Raw genomic sequence first — 17,113 nt, 5'->3', positions numbered from 1 at the left:
CGCGCGATGCGGGCTGGCGCCGGGCGAAGCGTAGATGCTGCGTTTGCAGCGCCGCGCCGCGTTTGGCCGCGAGCGTGGGCGGCCACGCGATGCGCCGGCTCGACGCGTCGTCGCGCGAGCCGCCAGACGTGCTGCGGCCAAAGCCCGGACCTGGATCGTTGCGCCGCCGGACGCCGCCTTGTGCGAAGGCAGCGGTCCTTGCCCGACGGGTCAGCGTTTTTTTGCGGGTAGCGGAATCACGCCTTTGACGGAAGTGGCCGCCACTGGCTCGGGCGCGAGTTCGCCCCAGTCGCGTTGATCGTTCTGCCCGCCCTGTTCGTTTTTATCGGCGGACGAATTGCTTTCGGTATCCTGATGATTGGCGTTCGGCTGATCGTGACGGCGCGACGCTTCCGGCGCCGCATGGCGACGATGCGCGAGCACGCTCTCGGCCACGGCGTCGACATGCTCCGGGCTCACGGCCGGCGCGCCCTCGTAAGCCGCGAGCGCACGCGCCGCGCGCAACATCACGAGATCGGCGCGCATGCCGTCCACGGCCGCCTCGATACAGCGTTGCGCCACGCGCTCGTGCACGGCGTCGCTCCACGGCAGCGCGGGCAATGCCGCGCGCGCCGCGACGATGCGCTGCGCCAGCGCGCGTTGCTGCGCCTCGAACGCGGCGCAGAGCGCTTGCGGATCGGCGTCAAACGCGAGCCGCGCCTTGACGATGCGCTGGCGCTCAGCGGCATCGCGCGGCGTAGCGAGTTCGACCAGCAAGCCGAAGCGGTCCAGCAGTTGCGGCCGCAACTCGCCTTCCTCGGGATTCATCGTGCCGACCAGCACGAAGCGCGCGTCGTGCGTGTGCGAGACGCCGTCGCGCTCGACCGTGTTGATGCCGCTCGCGGCCGCGTCGAGCAGCACGTCGACGAGCGCATCGGGCAACAGGTTCACTTCGTCGACGTAGAGCACGCCCTCGTGGGCGCGCGCGAGCAGGCCCGGCGCGAAACGCACGGCGCTCTCGCGCAGCGCGGCTTCGAGATCGAGCGTGCCGATGAGTTTCTCTTCGCTCGCGCCCAGCGGCAGCGTGACGAACGCGCCGTGCGGCAGCAACGCGGCCAACGCGCGCGCGGCCGTGGATTTCGCGGTGCCGCGCGGACCGCAGACGAGCACGCCACCGAGCGCCGGGTCGATGGCCGCGAGCAGCAACGCGCGCTGCAATTCGGCCTGGCCGACGAGCGCGGTAAAGGGAAAAGCAAGGGGCAACGCGGGACGCGTGGCCGCGGCGTTCGTCATGATCGTCCTTCGAGTTGCTGCCCGGCTTCGAGCAGACGCTGTTCGAGTTGCGCGCGATGCTCGCCCGGCTCCTGCCACAAGCCGCGCTGGATCGCTTCCAGCAGACGTTCGCACACGGCATGCAGCGCGTGCGGATTGTGACGCTGCATGAAGGCGCGCGTGGCGTCGTCGTGCACGTAGGCGCTCGCGACGAGTGCGTATTGATGATCGCCCACCACGCGCGCCGTGGCGTCGTAGCCGAACAGATAGTCCACGGTGGCCGCCATTTCCGCCGCGCCCTTGTAGCCGTGGCGCTTCACACCGTCGATCCACTTGGGGTTCACCACGCGCGAGCGAATCACGCGCGCGATCTCCTCGTGCAAGGGCCGGATGCGCGGCGCCGCCGGGTTGCTGTGATCGGCGTGATAGAGCGTGGGCTGCGCGTGCGAGAAGTGCCGCGCGGCCGCCGCCATGCCGCCCTGGAACTGATAGTAGTCGTTCGAGTCGAGCAGATCGTGCTCGCGGTTGTCCTGGTTCTGCAACACCACGTCGAGCGTGGCGAGGCGCGCGCGAAACGCGTCGCTGGCTTCGTCGCCCGCGCTCTTTTGTGCATACGCGAAGCCGCCCCATGCCTGATACGCGTTGGCGAGGTCGGCGTCGGTCTGCCACTGGCGATGATCGATCATCGTTTGCAGGCCCGCGCCGTAGGCGCCGGGGCGCGCGCTGAACACGCGCCAGCCCGCGCGGCGGCGTGCGTCGTCGGCGTTCATGCCTTGCGCGATCAACGCGTCGCGTTCGCGTTGCACGCGCGCGCGTAGCGGGTTCTGGTGCTCGGGCTCGTCGAGTTCGGCCACGGCTTGCACGGCCGCATCGAACAGATGCATGACGTTGGGAAACGCGTCGCGGAAAAAGCCGGACACGCGCAACGTCACGTCGATACGCGGCCGGTCCAGCGCTTCCACCGGCATGATCTCGAAGTCGGTCACGCGCTGGCTGCCCGCCGCCCATTTGGGGCGCACGCCGATCAATGCCATGGCCTGCGCGATGTCGTCGCCGCCCGTGCGCATCGTGGCCGTGCCCCACACGGAAAGCCCCACGGCGCGCGGATAGTCGCCGTGCTCCTGCAAATGCCGCTCGATCAGTTGCTGCGCCGACTTCATGCCGAGCGTCCACGCCGCCTGCGTGGGCACCGCGCGCGTGTCGACCGAATAGAAGTTGCGGCCCGTGGGCAGCACGTCGGGGCGGCCGCGCGAGGGCGAACCGCTCGGGCCTGGCGGCACGAAACGACCGGCGAAGCCACGCCGCAACGCGCGCATTTCCTCGCTGCCGCAGGCGTCGAGGCGCGGCAGGACGTCGTCGCGCAAACGCGCCAGCACTTTCGCGGTTTGCGGCAACGCGTCGACCGCATGATTATTTTGGATGCCTGAGCAAATGCCGTCGATCAACGTGATTGCCAGCGCTTCCAGGCGCTCGCGCGTGTCGCCCGCATGACGCCACGGCGCGGCGCTGGCATCGGCGAGCAACTCGGGGCGCGGCCCGCTCCACGGCGCGGCCCAATCGACGCTGGCCGGATCGAGCAGATGATCGATGCGCAAGTCGCGCGCCATCGCGTCGATCAGCCCCGCGTTCGCGCCCTGCCCGTCGGCGCTCGCGTAACGGCCGAGCGCCACCAGCGTGTCGCGGCGCTGCACGCCTTGCGGCGACTCGCCGAACGTGTGCAAACCGTCGCGAATCTGCGCTTCCTTGAGTTCGCAGAGATACGCGTCAGCGCGCGTGAGCAGGTCGTCTTCGCCCGCCTGATCCCGCGGCGCGGGCATGCTCAATTCCTCGTGCAGGCGATGCTCGATGAGGGTCGCGAGGATCGTCTTGCGCAGCAACTTCGCGCGGCGCGGATCGACCATCAAGGCTTCGTAGTACTCGTCGACCTGACGTTCGAGATCCTGCATCGGCCCGTAATTTTCGGCACGCGTGAGCGGCGGCATCAGATGATCGACGATCACGGCCTGCGCGCGGCGCTTCGCCTGGCTGCCCTCGCCCGGATCGTTGACGATGAACGGATACAGATGCGGCAGCGGGCCCAGGATCATGTCGGGCCAGCAGCTTTGCGCGAGCGCGACGCTCTTGCCCGGCAGCCATTCGAGGTTGCCGTGCTTGCCCACGTGCGCGATGGCGTCAATGCCGAACGTGTCGCGCAGCCAGAAGTAAAACGCGAGATACGCGTGCGGCGGCACGAGTTCGGCGTCGTGATAGTTCGCGTAGGTGTCGTCGCCGCGCGAGCGCGACGGCTGAATCCCGACGAACACGTGGCCGCAGCGCCAGCCCGCGATCATGAAGCGCCCGCGCCGCACCGTGGGATCCTCCTCCGGCGCGCCCCAGCGCGCGATCAACGCGTTCTGCGCCTCGGCGGGCAGTTGCGAAAAGCGCGCGCGGTAGTCGTCGAGCGAAAGGCTCTGCCACGCGGGTCGCAATGCACGCGTGTCGGGGTCGTTGGTCACGCCTTGCGTGAGCACGTTCATGAGCGCTTCGCCGTCTTCCGGCACCTCGGCCACGCGGTAGCCTTCGTCGCGCAGCATGCGCAAGATGCTCACCATGGAGGCGGGCGTGTCGAGTCCCACGCCGTTGCCGATACGCCCTTCGCTCATCGGATAATTCGCGAGCACCAGCGCGAGCTTTTTCGCTTCGTTCGGCATCCTTCGCAACGCACACCAGCGCTGCGCGAGTTCCGCGACGAACGCCACGCGCTCCGCGTCGGGCTGGTAGCGCACGACATCGACCTGCGTATGCGGGCAGTGATACGCGAGCCCCTTGAAGCTGACCGCGCGCGTGATGATGCGGCCGTCCACTTCGGGCAGCGCGATATGCATGGCGATGTCGCGCGAGTTGAGGCCGTGGTTGTCCTTGAGCCAGTCCTCGCGATTGCCGCCGCTCAGAATCACCTGCAGCACGGGCGCGTCGCCGGCAATCTCGATCGACTCGGGGTCGTCCAGCGAAGATGCGGCAAACGCCGTGGTGTTCAGCACGAGCGACACGTCGTGCTCGGCCGCGAGTTGCGCGAGCACGTCGCGGCTCAACGCGTCCTTGAGCGAGGTGATGGCGAGCGGCAGCGGATTCAGCCCGCGCGCGAGCATCGCGTCGATCAGCGCATCGAACGCGGCCGTGTTCGCGGCCTGCAAATGCGCCTTGTAGAACAGCAGCGCGACCACGCTCGCGCCCGGCTGCCAGCGCGCGCGCCATTCGTCGATGGTCGCCACGTCGCGCTGCGGGCAATAGAGCGCCGCGGCCGGCAGCACCACGGGCGGCGGCGGCTCGCTGCCCCAGCCGAACGCATGCCATGCGAGCGCGCGCAAAAACGACTCGGCATTGGCCGCGCCGCCTTCGCGCAAGTAACGCCACAGCACCCGGCACAGCGCGGGCTCGGCGCGGCTCTTCGCGATGAGATTCGGGTCTTCCTGCAAGTCGCCGGAGAACATCGCGAGCAGTTGGCCGCGGCGCTCCGCGAGCGAGACGACCTGTTCGATGCCGTACGGCCAGTACGCCTCGCCGCCCAGATGATCGACCACCACCACGCGCGCGTGCTGCAACACGTCGTCGAGATAAAAGTCGACGGACGCGTTCTGCCGCAAGTACGAAACGTTCGCGAGCCGTACGCTCGGGAAGCCCTCGGGCAGGCGCGGCACCACGCTCGCGAGCAAGGCCAGCGTGGTGTCGGCGGAACTGAGCACGACGATCTCGGCGGGCTGCTGGTCGATGCGAACCACGCCTTGCGTGTCGTCGACGAAACCGCCCGGCGTGGTGCGCAACAAATGCATCTTGCGGTCTCTCGAACTAACGCGCTTATTGCGCCGATGCAGCTTGCGCCGACGCGGTATGCGCCGACGCGGTATGCGGCTGTGCGAGCGCCGCGTCGAACGCGGCTTGCAGCTTCGCGCCGTCGAGGTCCTCGCCGATCAGCACGAAACGGCTCGCGAGCGGCTGCGCGGCGCTTTCCTGCGCGTTCCAGCGGCGGTCGAAATAGCTGTCGAAGCGGCGGCCCACGCCCTGGATCACGAGACGCATGGGCGCGCCCGGCAACGCGGCGAAACCCTTCACGCGATAGATCGTGTGCGCGTCCACGAGTTGCTGGAGCGCTTCGATGGCGGCGTCGCGCGAAGCCACTTGCGCGCTCACGACAACCGAATCGAATTCGTCGTGATGATGATCGGCGTCTTCGGCTGAACCGTGATGGTCGTGGCGCAGATGAATGCTTTCTTCCGATGCCGCTTCGAGCCCGAGCAGCGTGTGCAGATCGAGCTTGCCGTGCTGCGCGCGCACGATCTTCACCTGCGGCGGCAGTTCCTCGCGCAGTTCCTCGATGAGCGCGTCCTGACCGGCTTCGTCGATCAGATCGGTCTTGTTGAGGATCACGAGATCGGCGGCGCTCAACTGATCTTCGAACAGTTCATGCAGCGGCGACTCGTGGTCGAGGTTCGGGTCGGCGCGGCGCTGTGCGTCCACGGCCTGCGGATTTTCCGCGAACTGACCGCTCGCGGCCGCGGGCGCATCGACCACGGTCACGACCGCATCGACAGTGAACGCATTGCGGATGGACGGCCAGTTGAACGCCTGCACGAGCGGCTTCGGCAACGCGAGGCCCGAGGTTTCGATCAGCACGTGGTCGATATTGCCGCGGCGCTCGAGCAGTTGCTCCATCACCGGGAAGAACTCCTCCTGCACCGTGCAGCAGAGGCAACCGTTGGCGAGTTCGTAGAGCTGGCCTTCCGTTTCGTTGCCGTCCTCGTCGCAACCGATCCCGCAACCGCGCAGAATTTCGCCGTCGATACCGAGCTCGCCGAACTCGTTGACGATCACGGCCACGCGCAGGCCGCCCGCGTGCTGAAGAATATGACGCAGCAACGTGGTTTTACCGCTACCGAGAAAGCCCGTCACGATCGTGACCGGAATCTTGCGCATCTGCATGAAGTGCTCCTTCGGCGTGTGGCCTCGCGAATCGCCATGAGCGGTAGGGCGCGTCGTTCGTGCGCGCAACGCAGCCGCGCCTCGCGGCGCGACGGATTTCGTTGCGGGGACGAACGACCGGAACCGCTCTCGAACGCAATGCGGGCCACGCCCACCGATCGCATGAAAGCATGAAATTTACGAACCCTGCGCCGCATCCCCGCAGCGCGAATTCCTCGTTTCTGGCCGGTATCCGGACTGACGATGCGCCGCCTCGCCTTCCCGCGCGAGCGCCCTCGCGGAGCGTTTCGTGCAGTGGCTTCGTGAAAGCGGCGTGCGGCTTGCGTGCGAGAGTTCGCTCGCAGACCGCGCTCGTTGTACCGTTGCGGGTGCAGTTCAGGTTGGCCATGCCCGAGGCGGGATGGCTCCCTGATTCCCGTTTAACTGCGCGCGCCATGTTCGCGCGCGCGAGCACCAGAGTGCGTGCGAGTGTAGGCGTGGGGGGCACGCGCGTCAAGGAAGCGGATTGAAAGCCGGCGGCGAATCTCGCGCGAAAGCGCGTGTGCTATCGTAGCGCGCAATTTGCGGGCTTCCGCGCGGGGCTCGCCGCGGCTTTGCCACTTCATCTTCGCGCCATCTTCGCGTCTTCGTTCGCTATCGCCGTGAATCGTGCTTCGTTTTCCGCCGCTCGTGCGTCCGGTTCCGCTTCTGTTTTTGCAGCGGATTCGGCCGATGACGATGTCGATGGCCATGCCGCCTCGCTCGTGATTGGCGTGGGTTGCCGGCGCGGCGTGACGCTCGCGCAGGTCGAAGCGGCCGTGCACGCGGCCCTCGGCAATTGGCTGCTGGCGCAGGTGGCCGCCGTGGCGACGCTCGACGCGAAAGCCAGCGAACCCGCCTTGCACGCGTTCTGCGCAGCGCATGCGCTCACGCTCGTTCTCTACACGCGCGAGCAGATCGCGGCCGTGCCGGCGCTCGCTGTGGCGGCTGCCGCGCCCTCGCCGCCTTCGCTCGCCGCGCGCGCGCACTACGGCGTGAACGGCGTGTGCGAACCGTGCGCGTGGCTCGCCGCGAACGGCGGCCCGCTCTTGCGCGCCAAACTCGCGCTCGACGGCGTGACCGTCGCGATCGCCCGCCAGCTCCCCTGACCCACTCGACATCGACGATGAAAACCGACCCCGAATCGCACCAGCGCATGACCCAACGCCGCCGCGAAGGCCACGAGAAAAAGCAGGCTGCGGCGACGCACGAAAAAGGCCTCTTGATCGTCAACACCGGCAACGGCAAAGGCAAGAGCACCGCCGCGTTCGGCATGGCCGTGCGCGTGCTCGGCCACGGCATGAAGCTCGGCGTCGTGCAGTTCATCAAGGGTGCGTTGCACACGGCCGAGCGCGATTTTCTCGGCAGCGTGGCGCATTGCGACTTCGTGACGATGGGCGAAGGCTACACCTGGAACACCCAGGATCGCGAGCGCGATATCGCCACGGCGCGCAAAGGCTGGGACGAAGCGAAGCGCATGATCGAAAGCGGCGAGTACGTCATGGTGATCCTCGACGAACTCAACACCGTGCTCAAGTACGACTACCTGCCGCTCGACGAGGTGCTGGGCGTGGTCAATGCGCGCGCGCCGCACGTGCACGTGGTCATCACGGGCCGCCACGCGCCCGACGCGCTGCTCGAAGCCGCCGATCTCGTCACCGAAATGCGCCTCGTGAAGCATCCGTATCGCGAGCAAGGCGTGAAGGCGCAAAAAGGTGTGGAGTTCTAAATGACGGCCTGCCCCGCGCTCTTTCTCAGCGCGCCCGCTTCGGGCCAGGGCAAGACCACGCTCACGGCGGGTCTCGCGCGGCTGCATCGGCGCGCGGGGCGGCGCGTGCGCGTGTTTAAGACGGGGCCGGATTTTCTCGATCCGATGATCCTTGCGCAGGCGAGCGGCGCGCCCGTGCTTTCGCTCGATCTGTGGATGGTGGGCGGGGCCGCCTGCCGCGCCCTGCTCGCGCAAGCCGCGCGCGAAGCCGACCTGATCCTGATCGAAGGCGTGATGGGTCTGTTCGACGGCACGCCGAGCAGCGCCGATCTGGCGACAGCATTCAACGTGCCGGTCGCGGCCGTGGTGAGCGCGAAGTCGATGGCGCAAACATTCGGCGCGATCGCGTTCGGGCTCGCGCGCTTTCGCCCCGAGGTGCCGTTTCATGGCGTGCTCGCGAATCGCGTGGGTTCCGCGCGTCACGCGCAGATGTTGCAGGAAGCGCTGCCCGCTGACGTGCGCTGGCTCGGCCACGTGGCGAGCGACGCGCTGCTCGAATTGCCCGATCGCCATCTCGGCCTGCACCAGGCGAGCGAGATCGCCGACCTCGACGCGCGCATCGAGCGTGCCGCCGACGCGCTCGCGCCCACCGCGCTCGCGCAATTGCCGCCAGCCGTCGATTTCGGCGATGTCGATCACGTGCCAAACGTGCCGCGCGCGCTCGAAGGCCGCCACATCGCCATGGCCTGCGACGCCGCGTTTTCCTTCGTGTATCCCGCCAATGTGGCGTTGCTCGAAGCCATGGGCGCGCGCGTGAGCCGCTTTTCGCCGCTCGCGGACGAACCCGCTCCCGCGAATGCCGACGCGATCTGGCTGCCCGGCGGCTACCCCGAACTGCACGCCGCCACGCTCGCGAGCAGCACACGCAGCGCCCATTCGTTGCGCGCACATCTTTCGGCGTCCAAACCCTTGATCGCCGAATGCGGCGGCATGCTCTGGCTGCTCGACGCGCTCACCGATACGCAAGGCACGCGCACGCCCATGCTCGGCCTGCTGCCGGGCGTTGCGACCATGCAGAAGCGCTTCGCCGCGCTCGGCATGCAGCAACTCGACAGCGCCGCGCACGGCGCGCTGCGCGGCCACACGTTTCACTATTCGCGCGTGAGCACGCCGCTCGACGCCGTGCTTACCGCGCGCAATCCGAACACGGGCGCGCCCGGCGAAGCGCTCTATCGGCACGGTTCGATCGTGGCGACCTATATGCACGCCTACTGGCCTTCCAATCCGGCTTTCGCGGCCGCCCTATTCCATGGCACAGCCTTTTGACGACGCCGAGCGCGCGGCGGTCTACCGCGCGATTTACGAGCGGCGCGACATGCGCCACTTCGTGCCCGGTCCCGTCGACCCGGCCACGCTCGCGCGTCTGCTCGACGCGGCGCATCATGCGCCGAGCGTGGGCTTCATGCAGCCGTGGCGCATCGTCCGCATTACCGAGACTTCGTTGCGCACGCAACTTCAGGCAGCGGTCGAGCGCGAACGCCTCGCCACCGCCGACGCGCTCGGCGAACGCCGCGAAGCGTTCATGCAACTCAAGGTCGAAGGCATGCGCGACTGCGGCGAACTGCTCGTCGTCGCGTTGATGGACCGGCGCGAGCCGCATGTTTTTGGCCGCCGCACATTGCCGGAAATGGATCTCGCCTCGGTGGCATGCGCGATCCAGAACATGTGGCTCGCCGCGCGCGCCGAAGGACTCGGCATGGGCTGGGTGTCGATTTTCGATGTCGACGAGGTGCGCGCGCTGCTCGGCATGCCCGCCGGCGCGAAACCCGTGGCGATCCTCTGCGTGGGTCATGTCGAGGCGTTTTATCCGCAGCCGATGCTGGAGATGGAACGTTGGGCCGAACGCAAAGCGCTCGACGACTGCGTGTTCGAGAACCGCTGGCCGACGGCGGACGGCGACGCTACGGCGCCGTCACCGGCCTGACCGACTTCACTTCCGGCACGGCGTGGCCGTTCGCGTCGAGGTTAGCGGCGTCCTTCAGCGCCACGCGCCATTGCGGCGCGCCCGCATACGGCAAACGCGCGAGCGCGCCAGCCACGAGATACGGCTCGGCCTGTTGTGAATTGGCGTTGCGGTCGCGCTTCACGGCGCTCACCTTATAGACTTCGTTGCCCTCAGGCAGCGCGAAAAAGCGCAACGTGAGCGTGTGCACATAGGTCTTGCCGAACCACGGCAGCGCGGGCGGCGATGGCGGCAACACCGGCGTGGCGAGCGCGCAGGCGTTGCCGCCATTGCAATCGCCCTCGACCACGCTCACGCCCGCGGGACGCGTGGCCCACGCCACCGACACCAGATAGCGTGCCGCCGCGGGCGCGCCTTCGCTGAAGCCGCGCCGCGCCAGGCTCGCGCGCAACAGCGGCTCGCCCGGCAGCATGTCACCGGCCTCGGCCTGCGCGGGCGACTGCGCGAACCGATAACGGGCGGCGGCGTTCGCTTCGGGCAGCGCCCCGGTGGCGGCGATATCGGTGGTGACGCCCGCGCAACCGGCAAGCGCGGCCAGCATCGTCGTCAGGAAACAGACAGACAATCGTATCTTCACGAACGGCTCCATCGAAAAACGGGTTGTGCGCCTGGCTTCGTCGGCCGATCAATCGGGATCAATCGAGATCAATCGGGCGTCCGGCCAGGCGCGTCGTGCGCCTCGAGCGCGGGCAGCGACATCGTGAGCGTCGTACCTTTGTCGGGCTCGCTCTGAACCTGCACGTCGCCGCCGTGACGCGTCACGACGGTTTTCACGAACGCCATGCCGAGCCCCGCGCCGCTCACCTCGGGCCGCTGCCCCGCATGAAAGCGCCGGAACTGCTCGAACAGCCTCGCCTGGTCCTCGGGCGCGATGCCGTAACCCTGATCGCGTATCGCGCAGATCACATGCGGCGGCACGCGCGCGTCGAGCGCGATCGAACACACGACGCGCGTATCCGGCGGACTGTATTTGACCGCGTTGTTGAGCACGTTCACGAGCGCGCGCGTGATGAGCGAACGGTCGGCGTTGATCCAGCCCATCTGGCCGGCGTCGCATGCCGTGTCGATCTGGATGCGTTTCGCGCGCGCCTGCGGCCAGACTTCGTCGCTCGCGTCGATCACGAGTTCGGCGAGGCTCGTGGGTTCGAGCGCATAGACCTGCGATTCGGCGCGCGCGAGTTGCACGAAGTCGTCGGCGAGTGTGAGCGCGCGCCGCGCATAGCGTTCGATGCGCTCCATCACCTCGCGCGCGGGGCCCGCCGCGAGTGCGCCGCGCTCGCGCTCGGTTTCCACCAGCGCGACGATCGACGCTTGCGGCGAGCGCATGTCGTGCGACAGCAGCCGCAGCGCGTCTTCGCGTTGACGCTCGGCGTCGTGCAGCGCGGTCACGTCGACAAGACCCGCGATCCAGCCCACGGCCTGGCCTTGCGCGTTGGTGCAGCGCGCGTAGCGCAGCAGATAGTCGCTGCCGTCGCGCGCGCGCACTTCCACGCCGCGCTCCATCAGCCCGGCGAATTCATGGCGCGCCGGATCGAGCGGCGCGGGCCAATGCGCATGCGCGAGCGCCATGGCCTCGGGGCTCGGGTCGATCGGCTTGACGAGCGCGAGATCGCCGAACACGTCCTGCATCGCCCGCCCTTCCACGGTATCGACGGCGAGGCCCGCGAAATACGCGCGCGACGCGTGATTGGCGATCAGCACCGCGCCGCGCAGATCGGCGACGAGAATCGGTTCGGGCACCGAATCGAGGCTGTCCCACACGAAACGGCGCATGTCCTGCAAACGCTGCGCGGCCTGCGCCATCAGCGCCATTTGCTGCGCGAGCGCGTCGCCGCCGAACTCGCGGCGCGGCATGGGCGCCTCGGGCAGCAAGTACGGCTCGTCGGCGAGTTGACGCAGTTCCTTGCGCAGATACGCCATCGTCATTTCGAGCCGCCGCCAGCTCCACAACGGATACACGACGACGAGCGCCGCGATCGCGGGCACCGGCGTGAACCAGAGGCGCGCGCCGTGCAGCACGGCCGCGCTCGCGCCCAGCGACACGGCGATCAGCAGCGCGAGCAGCAGCAGCGCGCGCAGCGGCGAGAGCACGAGCAAGCCGGCGAGCACGATCGCGAGCGGCACGAGCGAAAGCAGCACGATGGCGAGCGTGGGCACGGGCTGAATGGCGGTGCCGTTGAGCAGCGTGTCGAGCACGATCGCGTGAATGTAGACGCCGGGCAGCGGTCCGAGCGTGCCCGAAAGCGGCGTGGCGAAGCGGTCGTACAAGCCCGAAGCCGAAACGCCGACGATCGCCACGCGCCCGCGCAACGCATTCGCGGGCACGCGGCCTTCGAGCACGTCGGCGAACGAGAGCTTGCGGTAGTGCTGCGAATTCGCGCCGAACGGGATGAGAAATCGGGACTCGCTGCCGGGGCCGGCGGCGCGCAGCATGTCGTCGCGCTGCGCCGCGGCGGGCGTGCCGTGCGCGAGCGTGAAGGCGCCGCTGCGGATCGCGCGCCAGAGCGGCAGCATCAGTTGCGGCCAGCGCTGCGCCGCGTCGCCTTCGAACAGCGCCACGCTGCGCACGATACCGTCGCTATCGACTTCCAGGTTGATGTGGCCGAGACCGGCGGCCGCCTGCGCGAGCGGCGCGACCGGGCGCACGGCGTCGCGACGGCCCGCCTCATCCGCGGGCGTGAGCAGGATCGGCAGGAACGCGGGGCGCTGGCGCAGCGCCTGGGCGAAACGCGCGTCGTTGGGCGAGGGTTCGGTGAACAGCACGTCGTAGACGATGGCCGCAGCGCCCGCCTGCGCGAGCCGGTCGGCGAGTTGCGCGTGGACGGCACGCGCCCACGGCCAGCGCCCGAGCGCGGCCACACTCGCATTGTCGATTTCGACCACCACGATGTCGGGCGACACCGGCGCCGCGCGCGCGGCGAGAAAGCGGTCGTAGACGAGATGGTCGGCGCCGCTCGTCAAGCGCAACAGCACGCATAGCAGCACCACGACGGCGCCCGCACAGCCCACGCCAGCCCACTCGAACAAAAAGCGCCGCCCGACCGAGCGGCCAAGACGCGAGGACGGCCCAACGCTCATGCGCGCGCTCACCAGTCCAGCCGGAACGACTGAATCGGACTGGCCTTCTGGTAGTAGCGGCCATGGTCGAACTGCTCGGCGATCACCGTCCAGTAGTAGACGCCCTTGGGCAGATCGCGCACGACGGCCTCGCCCGCCGCGATGTCGGGATGATCGACGAGCGGCACGCGCAAGTCCGGCGTGGCCGCGAGCACGAAGCGAAAGTGCGTGTCCTGCGCACCCTGCTCGACGAACCAGCGGAACGCGAAGTCGCGCGAGCCTTCGATCGGGCCGGCGCTGGCGCCGAGTGCGAGCCGGCGGCGCTCGAACGCATAAGCGGCCGGAATGCCTTCGAGACCACGCGCGTCGATGGCGGAAATGCGCACGAAGTACGTACCGTCGTCGAGCGCGCCGATCGAGACGTGCGGCGCGTTGCTGCGCACGTCGCGGACCAGATCGAGCAAGCCCGCGTCGCGCCCGATCTGCACGCGATAGCCGCGTGCGCCGGAGGGCGGTGCGAGGTCGAACGCGACATCGGCATCGTCCTGAATTTTCGACGCGTTTTGCAACGCGGGCGCTTCGAGCAACGCGACGGGGCTGCCCGCCGCCTCGCCCGCCACGGTGACGCTGCCGTAGCGCGCCAGCACGAGTTGCTCGGACGCGGCGAGCGGCTGGCCCGGCGCGGGCGCCGCCGCATACGCGCCGCGCCAACCTTGCGCGAGCGAGGTCGTGTCGACGCCCACGGCGCCGTCGAGTACCTCGACCGTGGTGGCCGCCCCGGCGGCATGCGTGCCGTCATAGGTCACGCGGAACTGCGTGCCGCGCACGCCCGCGACCACCGAAGGGGAGCGAATCTGAAAGCGGTCGTCCTTCTTCGTGGCGTGCGTGACCTCGGTGTTCACTTCGCCGCGATGCAGGTCGACGACGCGGTCCGTCGCGCCCGTGAGCACGGTCTGGCGCAGCGTGGCGAGATTGAGCGAGGTGTCGGCCGGCAGCACGAGATGCGAACCGTCCGCGAGTTCGAGCGTGGCGAAGCCGTTCGTGCCGGTCTGCACGCGATCGCCTTCGACGAGCTTCGCGCCAACGCGCAGCGGCAACAGCGGCCCATTGCGAAACGCGTGCTGCGCCGGTCCGTTCGCGGCGATCACGGTCGCGCTGAGCGGGTCCTGACGCAACAGCGCGACGGGCACGCGCAATACCGTACCCGGCTGCAGGCGGCGCGGCGCGCTCACGCGATTCACGCGCGCGAGCGTTTTCCAGTCGGCGGGATTTTGCAGATAGCGCGCGGCGATGCTGTAGAGCGAATCGCCGGCGCGGGTTTCGTACGGCGTGGTTTCGGTGACGCGGCCGGTTGTACGCGGCGCGGCTTCGCGCGCCTCGACCGCTCGCGCGCCCGATACGAGCGCGAACGCGCAGGCGACGAGCGGCGCCGCGGACGCACACGCCGCGCGCCCTTTCGCGGCGGCCCGAGTCCTGCGCGCGGCGCTCAAGGGCCGTCTCCCTCGATGCGCTCGAGTCGATATCCGTAACCGTAGATGGGCGTGAGGCGGTAGCCGTTTTCCGGACGCAGGCCGAGCTTCGAGCGCAGCATCGAGACGTGCGTGTCCATGGTGCGCGACGGGATGTCGTCGGATTGCTTCCAGATCACGTCGAGTATGTGCGCGCGCGACAACGGGCGGCTCAGATGCTGGAACAGCAACAGCGCGAGGTCGAATTCCTTCTGCGTGAGCGCGACCTGACGGCCGCTCACCGAAGCCTGACGCGACTTCAGATCGAATTCGTATTCGCCGAAGCTTTCCTTCAGCGCGGGCGAATGCAGTTGATACGCTCGGCGCAGCAACGAATTGACGCGCGCGATCAGCACCGGCGCCGCGACCGGTTTGACGACGTAGTCGTCGGCGCCCGCGTTGAGCATTTGCGCGATGTCGATTTCGCGGCTGCGACTCGTCATGAACAGCACGGGCAGCCGCGTCGACAGACTTTGCCGCACCCAGTGCAGCACTTCGTCGCCGGCCATATCGGGCACGTTCCAGTCAAGCACGAGCAGGTCGAATGTTTGCCGACGAAGCTGCCGGACCAGTTCGCCGCCCTTGGCGAACGCGTGGCAGATGTGGCCCGCCGCCGTCAAGGTCTGGCACACGAAGTCCGTCTGTGCCGCATCGTCATCCAGTACTGCAATTCTCATAGCACCCCGCAACGAGGATCGTTATTCATGTTGTAAGGACGGACGGGCCCGCCGCGCCTCGCTGTGCGTGGCGTGCGGCGTTTTGCCCCGAGTCCTGCCTGGCGCAATGCGAGCTGCCATCCCCGATGTTCGGACACGCGAATGCCAAGCGCATCGCACGCCAAGACCGCTACTTTCGCCGCGTCTCGAAAAAATGGGCAACGGCGCGAAACGATTCGACGGGCGCGGCCTCGTGCGGATGCAGCCTGATGGCTGCGCCCGGTATCGGCGGCGTTCTGGCGCGAGGCTGGGGCCAAATGCGCGCGCATCCTGACGGAACCGCTCGCCCGTGGCCGTCAGGCATACGCTCAGGGGGTAGCGGAGTTCGAAGCCTGCGGGAGGCGGGCGATACCTTGCCAAAGCCGGCGGCCCGCGCAAACCGTGGAACGCTGGCGATGTCGATGTCGATGTCGATGTCGATGTCGATGTCGATGTCGCAAGCGTGCTCGATCGGCGGGCTATTCTTACCTGGGACTTGAGAAGTTACTGTCAGGGATTGTTAAATCTGACGGGGTGCGCCCAAACGATTGGCCGATGCCGCATACATTTGAGAAAGAAAACGTAAGCGCCTTTGCCGTTCAAGCCTTCGCGTGGCTCGTGCTGGCGTTCGGCGCGGCACGGAGAAGGAGCGACGCGCCCGGCCAGGCGCGGCTCGCGAAATAGGGAAGCCGCCGTTTCAACGTTGCGATTCTCGACGTCACGTTCAAGGCGGCTTTTGAAGGTAGCCCTCGCGGAATACCCGCTGATGACTCGCGTATCACCGGGCGGACGGTGCGCCATCCGTATTCGAAGGCGCGCGCGACACCGACAGTTCCACGCGACGGTCTGGCGCCAGACATTCGATCAGCGCCGCGCGATTGGCATTGCGGTCGCCGCATTGCGCGACCGGCCCCGCGCTACCGCGCCCCACCGCACTCATTTGCACGTTCGTGACGCCGCGGCTGCGCAAATAGTCGACCACCGTTTGTGCCCGGCGCTTCGACAGGTCGCGGTTGTAGCGCTCGCTTCCGAGCCGGTCGGTATAGCCATCGGCGCGAATGGCCGTGATGTCGACGGCCGCGACGATGTCACGCGCCAAGGCGTCGAGGCTCGCGCGCCCTTGTTCCAGCATGCCGCCGATGTCGCCGCGATCGAACTGGAACAACGTGTCGGACGGCAAGACGACCTTTGCCGGCACGACGGACGCTGGTGACGGCGGCGTGCACGCAGCGAGCGCGGTGTCGAGCGTGCCGATCTGCTGCGCTGCGTCCGCGACGCGAAGCTGGCTCGCCTCGAAGAGACGCGACCACGCTTCGTGCCCCGCATGAATCAGCGCGACCTCCGAGCACGCGACAATGCGTTGCGCTCGCGGACACGCGCCGAACACCGGCGAGTTCTTCGCCGCCTCGAGACGGCGCCACAGATCGGGGCGCACGATCGTTGCCGTGCGCAACACCGGATTGGCCGCCGGAAGGGCCCCGCGCCCTTCGAGCCCATCGATCAACTGATCGGCCTCGCGGCTCGCCTCCTCGACGAAGCCCCACTCGTTGTACTGATTGCGCTCCTCACGCGCGGCATAAATCCAGCACTGCGCCTTCGCGCCGAAGTAGTTTTGTTGCTTCGCGCCCAGCGCCTGCAAGCGTTGCTGCTCGCTGTCGAGTTGCGCGTGGCTCACACGCTCGGGATGCGTGTCGTTCCATGTTTCGGTCACGGCGCCGGCCGCTGCGTTTTGCGAGGCCGAGAAACCGTTTTCCCGCACCGTGGGGTCCTGCACCTGCAACTGGTCGCGCGTCGCCTGGGACGCGCAACCGGCGAGCGCCACCGTTAGCGCGAGCGCCATCGTTGAATATTTCATATTGTTTGTCCGTGGATAGGCGGCGCGGCGCGCCGCCGCGCA

The 17,113-nt window shown here is 68.1% G+C and carries 12 protein-coding genes and 1 riboswitch; of the genes, 4 read left to right on the top strand and 8 right to left on the bottom strand.

Annotation, left to right across the window (positions count from 1 at the left end):
• Positions 1-210 precede the first annotated feature (210 nt).
• The 3 genes from FAZ98_RS20980 to cobW are packed head-to-tail and all read right to left on the bottom strand — an operon-like array spanning position 211 to position 6,207.
• On the bottom strand, positions 211-1,272 hold the full coding sequence (locus FAZ98_RS20980; protein WP_158953397.1) for an ATP-binding protein: 1,062 nt from the start codon (positions 1,270-1,272) through the stop codon (positions 211-213).
• On the bottom strand, positions 1,269-5,060 hold the full coding sequence (gene cobN, locus FAZ98_RS20975) for a cobaltochelatase subunit CobN (RefSeq protein WP_158953395.1): 3,792 nt from the start codon (positions 5,058-5,060) through the stop codon (positions 1,269-1,271). The genes FAZ98_RS20980 and cobN overlap by 4 nt, the downstream gene beginning before the upstream one ends.
• A 25-nt stretch (positions 5,061-5,085) precedes the next feature.
• Complete coding sequence (gene cobW / locus FAZ98_RS20970) at positions 5,086-6,207, bottom strand: cobalamin biosynthesis protein CobW (protein ID WP_158953393.1); 1,122 nt, start codon at positions 6,205-6,207, stop codon at positions 5,086-5,088.
• A gap of 206 nt (positions 6,208-6,413) precedes the next feature.
• Positions 6,414-6,680: riboswitch (cobalamin riboswitch) on the bottom strand.
• Positions 6,681-6,950: 270 nt separating this feature from the next.
• On the opposite strand from cobW, the gene FAZ98_RS20965 reads away from it, so the two are divergent.
• The 4 genes from FAZ98_RS20965 to bluB are packed head-to-tail and all read left to right on the top strand — an operon-like array spanning position 6,951 to position 9,917.
• Positions 6,951-7,334: a cobalamin biosynthesis protein gene (locus tag FAZ98_RS20965; protein ID WP_233272807.1), complete on the top strand. Its 384-nt coding sequence runs from the start codon at positions 6,951-6,953 to the stop codon at positions 7,332-7,334.
• Between the two features lie 17 nt (positions 7,335-7,351).
• A complete protein-coding gene (cobO, locus tag FAZ98_RS20960) occupies positions 7,352-7,954 on the top strand; it encodes a cob(I)yrinic acid a,c-diamide adenosyltransferase (protein ID WP_158953389.1) in 603 nt (200 codons plus the stop codon).
• The gene (locus FAZ98_RS20955; RefSeq protein ID WP_158953387.1) at positions 7,955-9,259 is read left to right on the top strand and encodes a cobyrinate a,c-diamide synthase; all 1,305 of its coding nucleotides are present in this window, start codon (positions 7,955-7,957) and stop codon (positions 9,257-9,259) included.
• On the top strand, positions 9,243-9,917 hold the full coding sequence (gene bluB / locus FAZ98_RS20950; RefSeq protein ID WP_158953385.1) for a 5,6-dimethylbenzimidazole synthase: 675 nt from the start codon (positions 9,243-9,245) through the stop codon (positions 9,915-9,917). The genes FAZ98_RS20955 and bluB overlap by 17 nt, the downstream gene beginning before the upstream one ends.
• Here bluB and FAZ98_RS20945 read toward each other — a convergent pair.
• The 5 genes from FAZ98_RS20945 to FAZ98_RS20925 all read right to left on the bottom strand — a co-directional run bounded on the left by FAZ98_RS20945 (position 9,895) and on the right by FAZ98_RS20925 (position 17,071).
• Positions 9,895-10,533 carry a DUF4136 domain-containing protein gene (locus tag FAZ98_RS20945; RefSeq protein WP_158953383.1) on the bottom strand — a complete coding sequence of 213 codons (639 nt, stop codon included), beginning with the start codon at positions 10,531-10,533 and terminating at the stop codon, positions 9,895-9,897. The two genes, bluB and FAZ98_RS20945, sit on opposite strands and share 23 nt — an antisense overlap.
• Positions 10,534-10,601: 68 nt before the next feature.
• Positions 10,602-13,034 (bottom strand): CHASE2 domain-containing protein, encoded by a 2,433-nt coding sequence (locus FAZ98_RS20940; RefSeq protein WP_158953381.1) that lies wholly within the window; start codon positions 13,032-13,034, stop codon positions 10,602-10,604.
• An 8-nt stretch (positions 13,035-13,042) separates the two neighbouring features.
• A complete protein-coding gene (locus FAZ98_RS20935; protein ID WP_158953379.1) occupies positions 13,043-14,503 on the bottom strand; it encodes a FecR family protein in 1,461 nt (486 codons plus the stop codon).
• Positions 14,500-15,198: a response regulator transcription factor gene (locus tag FAZ98_RS20930; protein WP_158953377.1), complete on the bottom strand. Its 699-nt coding sequence runs from the start codon at positions 15,196-15,198 to the stop codon at positions 14,500-14,502. The genes FAZ98_RS20935 and FAZ98_RS20930 overlap by 4 nt, the downstream gene beginning before the upstream one ends.
• A gap of 796 nt (positions 15,199-15,994) precedes the next feature.
• Positions 15,995-17,071, bottom strand: coding sequence for an OmpA family protein (locus FAZ98_RS20925; protein ID WP_158953375.1), 1,077 nt, complete (start codon positions 17,069-17,071; stop codon positions 15,995-15,997).
• Positions 17,072-17,113: the final 42 nt, after the last annotated feature.

Origin of the sequence: Paraburkholderia acidisoli (assembly GCF_009789675.1) — a bacterium.
Classification (GTDB): domain Bacteria; phylum Pseudomonadota; class Gammaproteobacteria; order Burkholderiales; family Burkholderiaceae; genus Paraburkholderia; species Paraburkholderia acidisoli.
The sequence above is the reverse complement of the archived record's forward strand: the minus strand, read 5'-3'. Positions and strand labels throughout refer to the sequence as shown.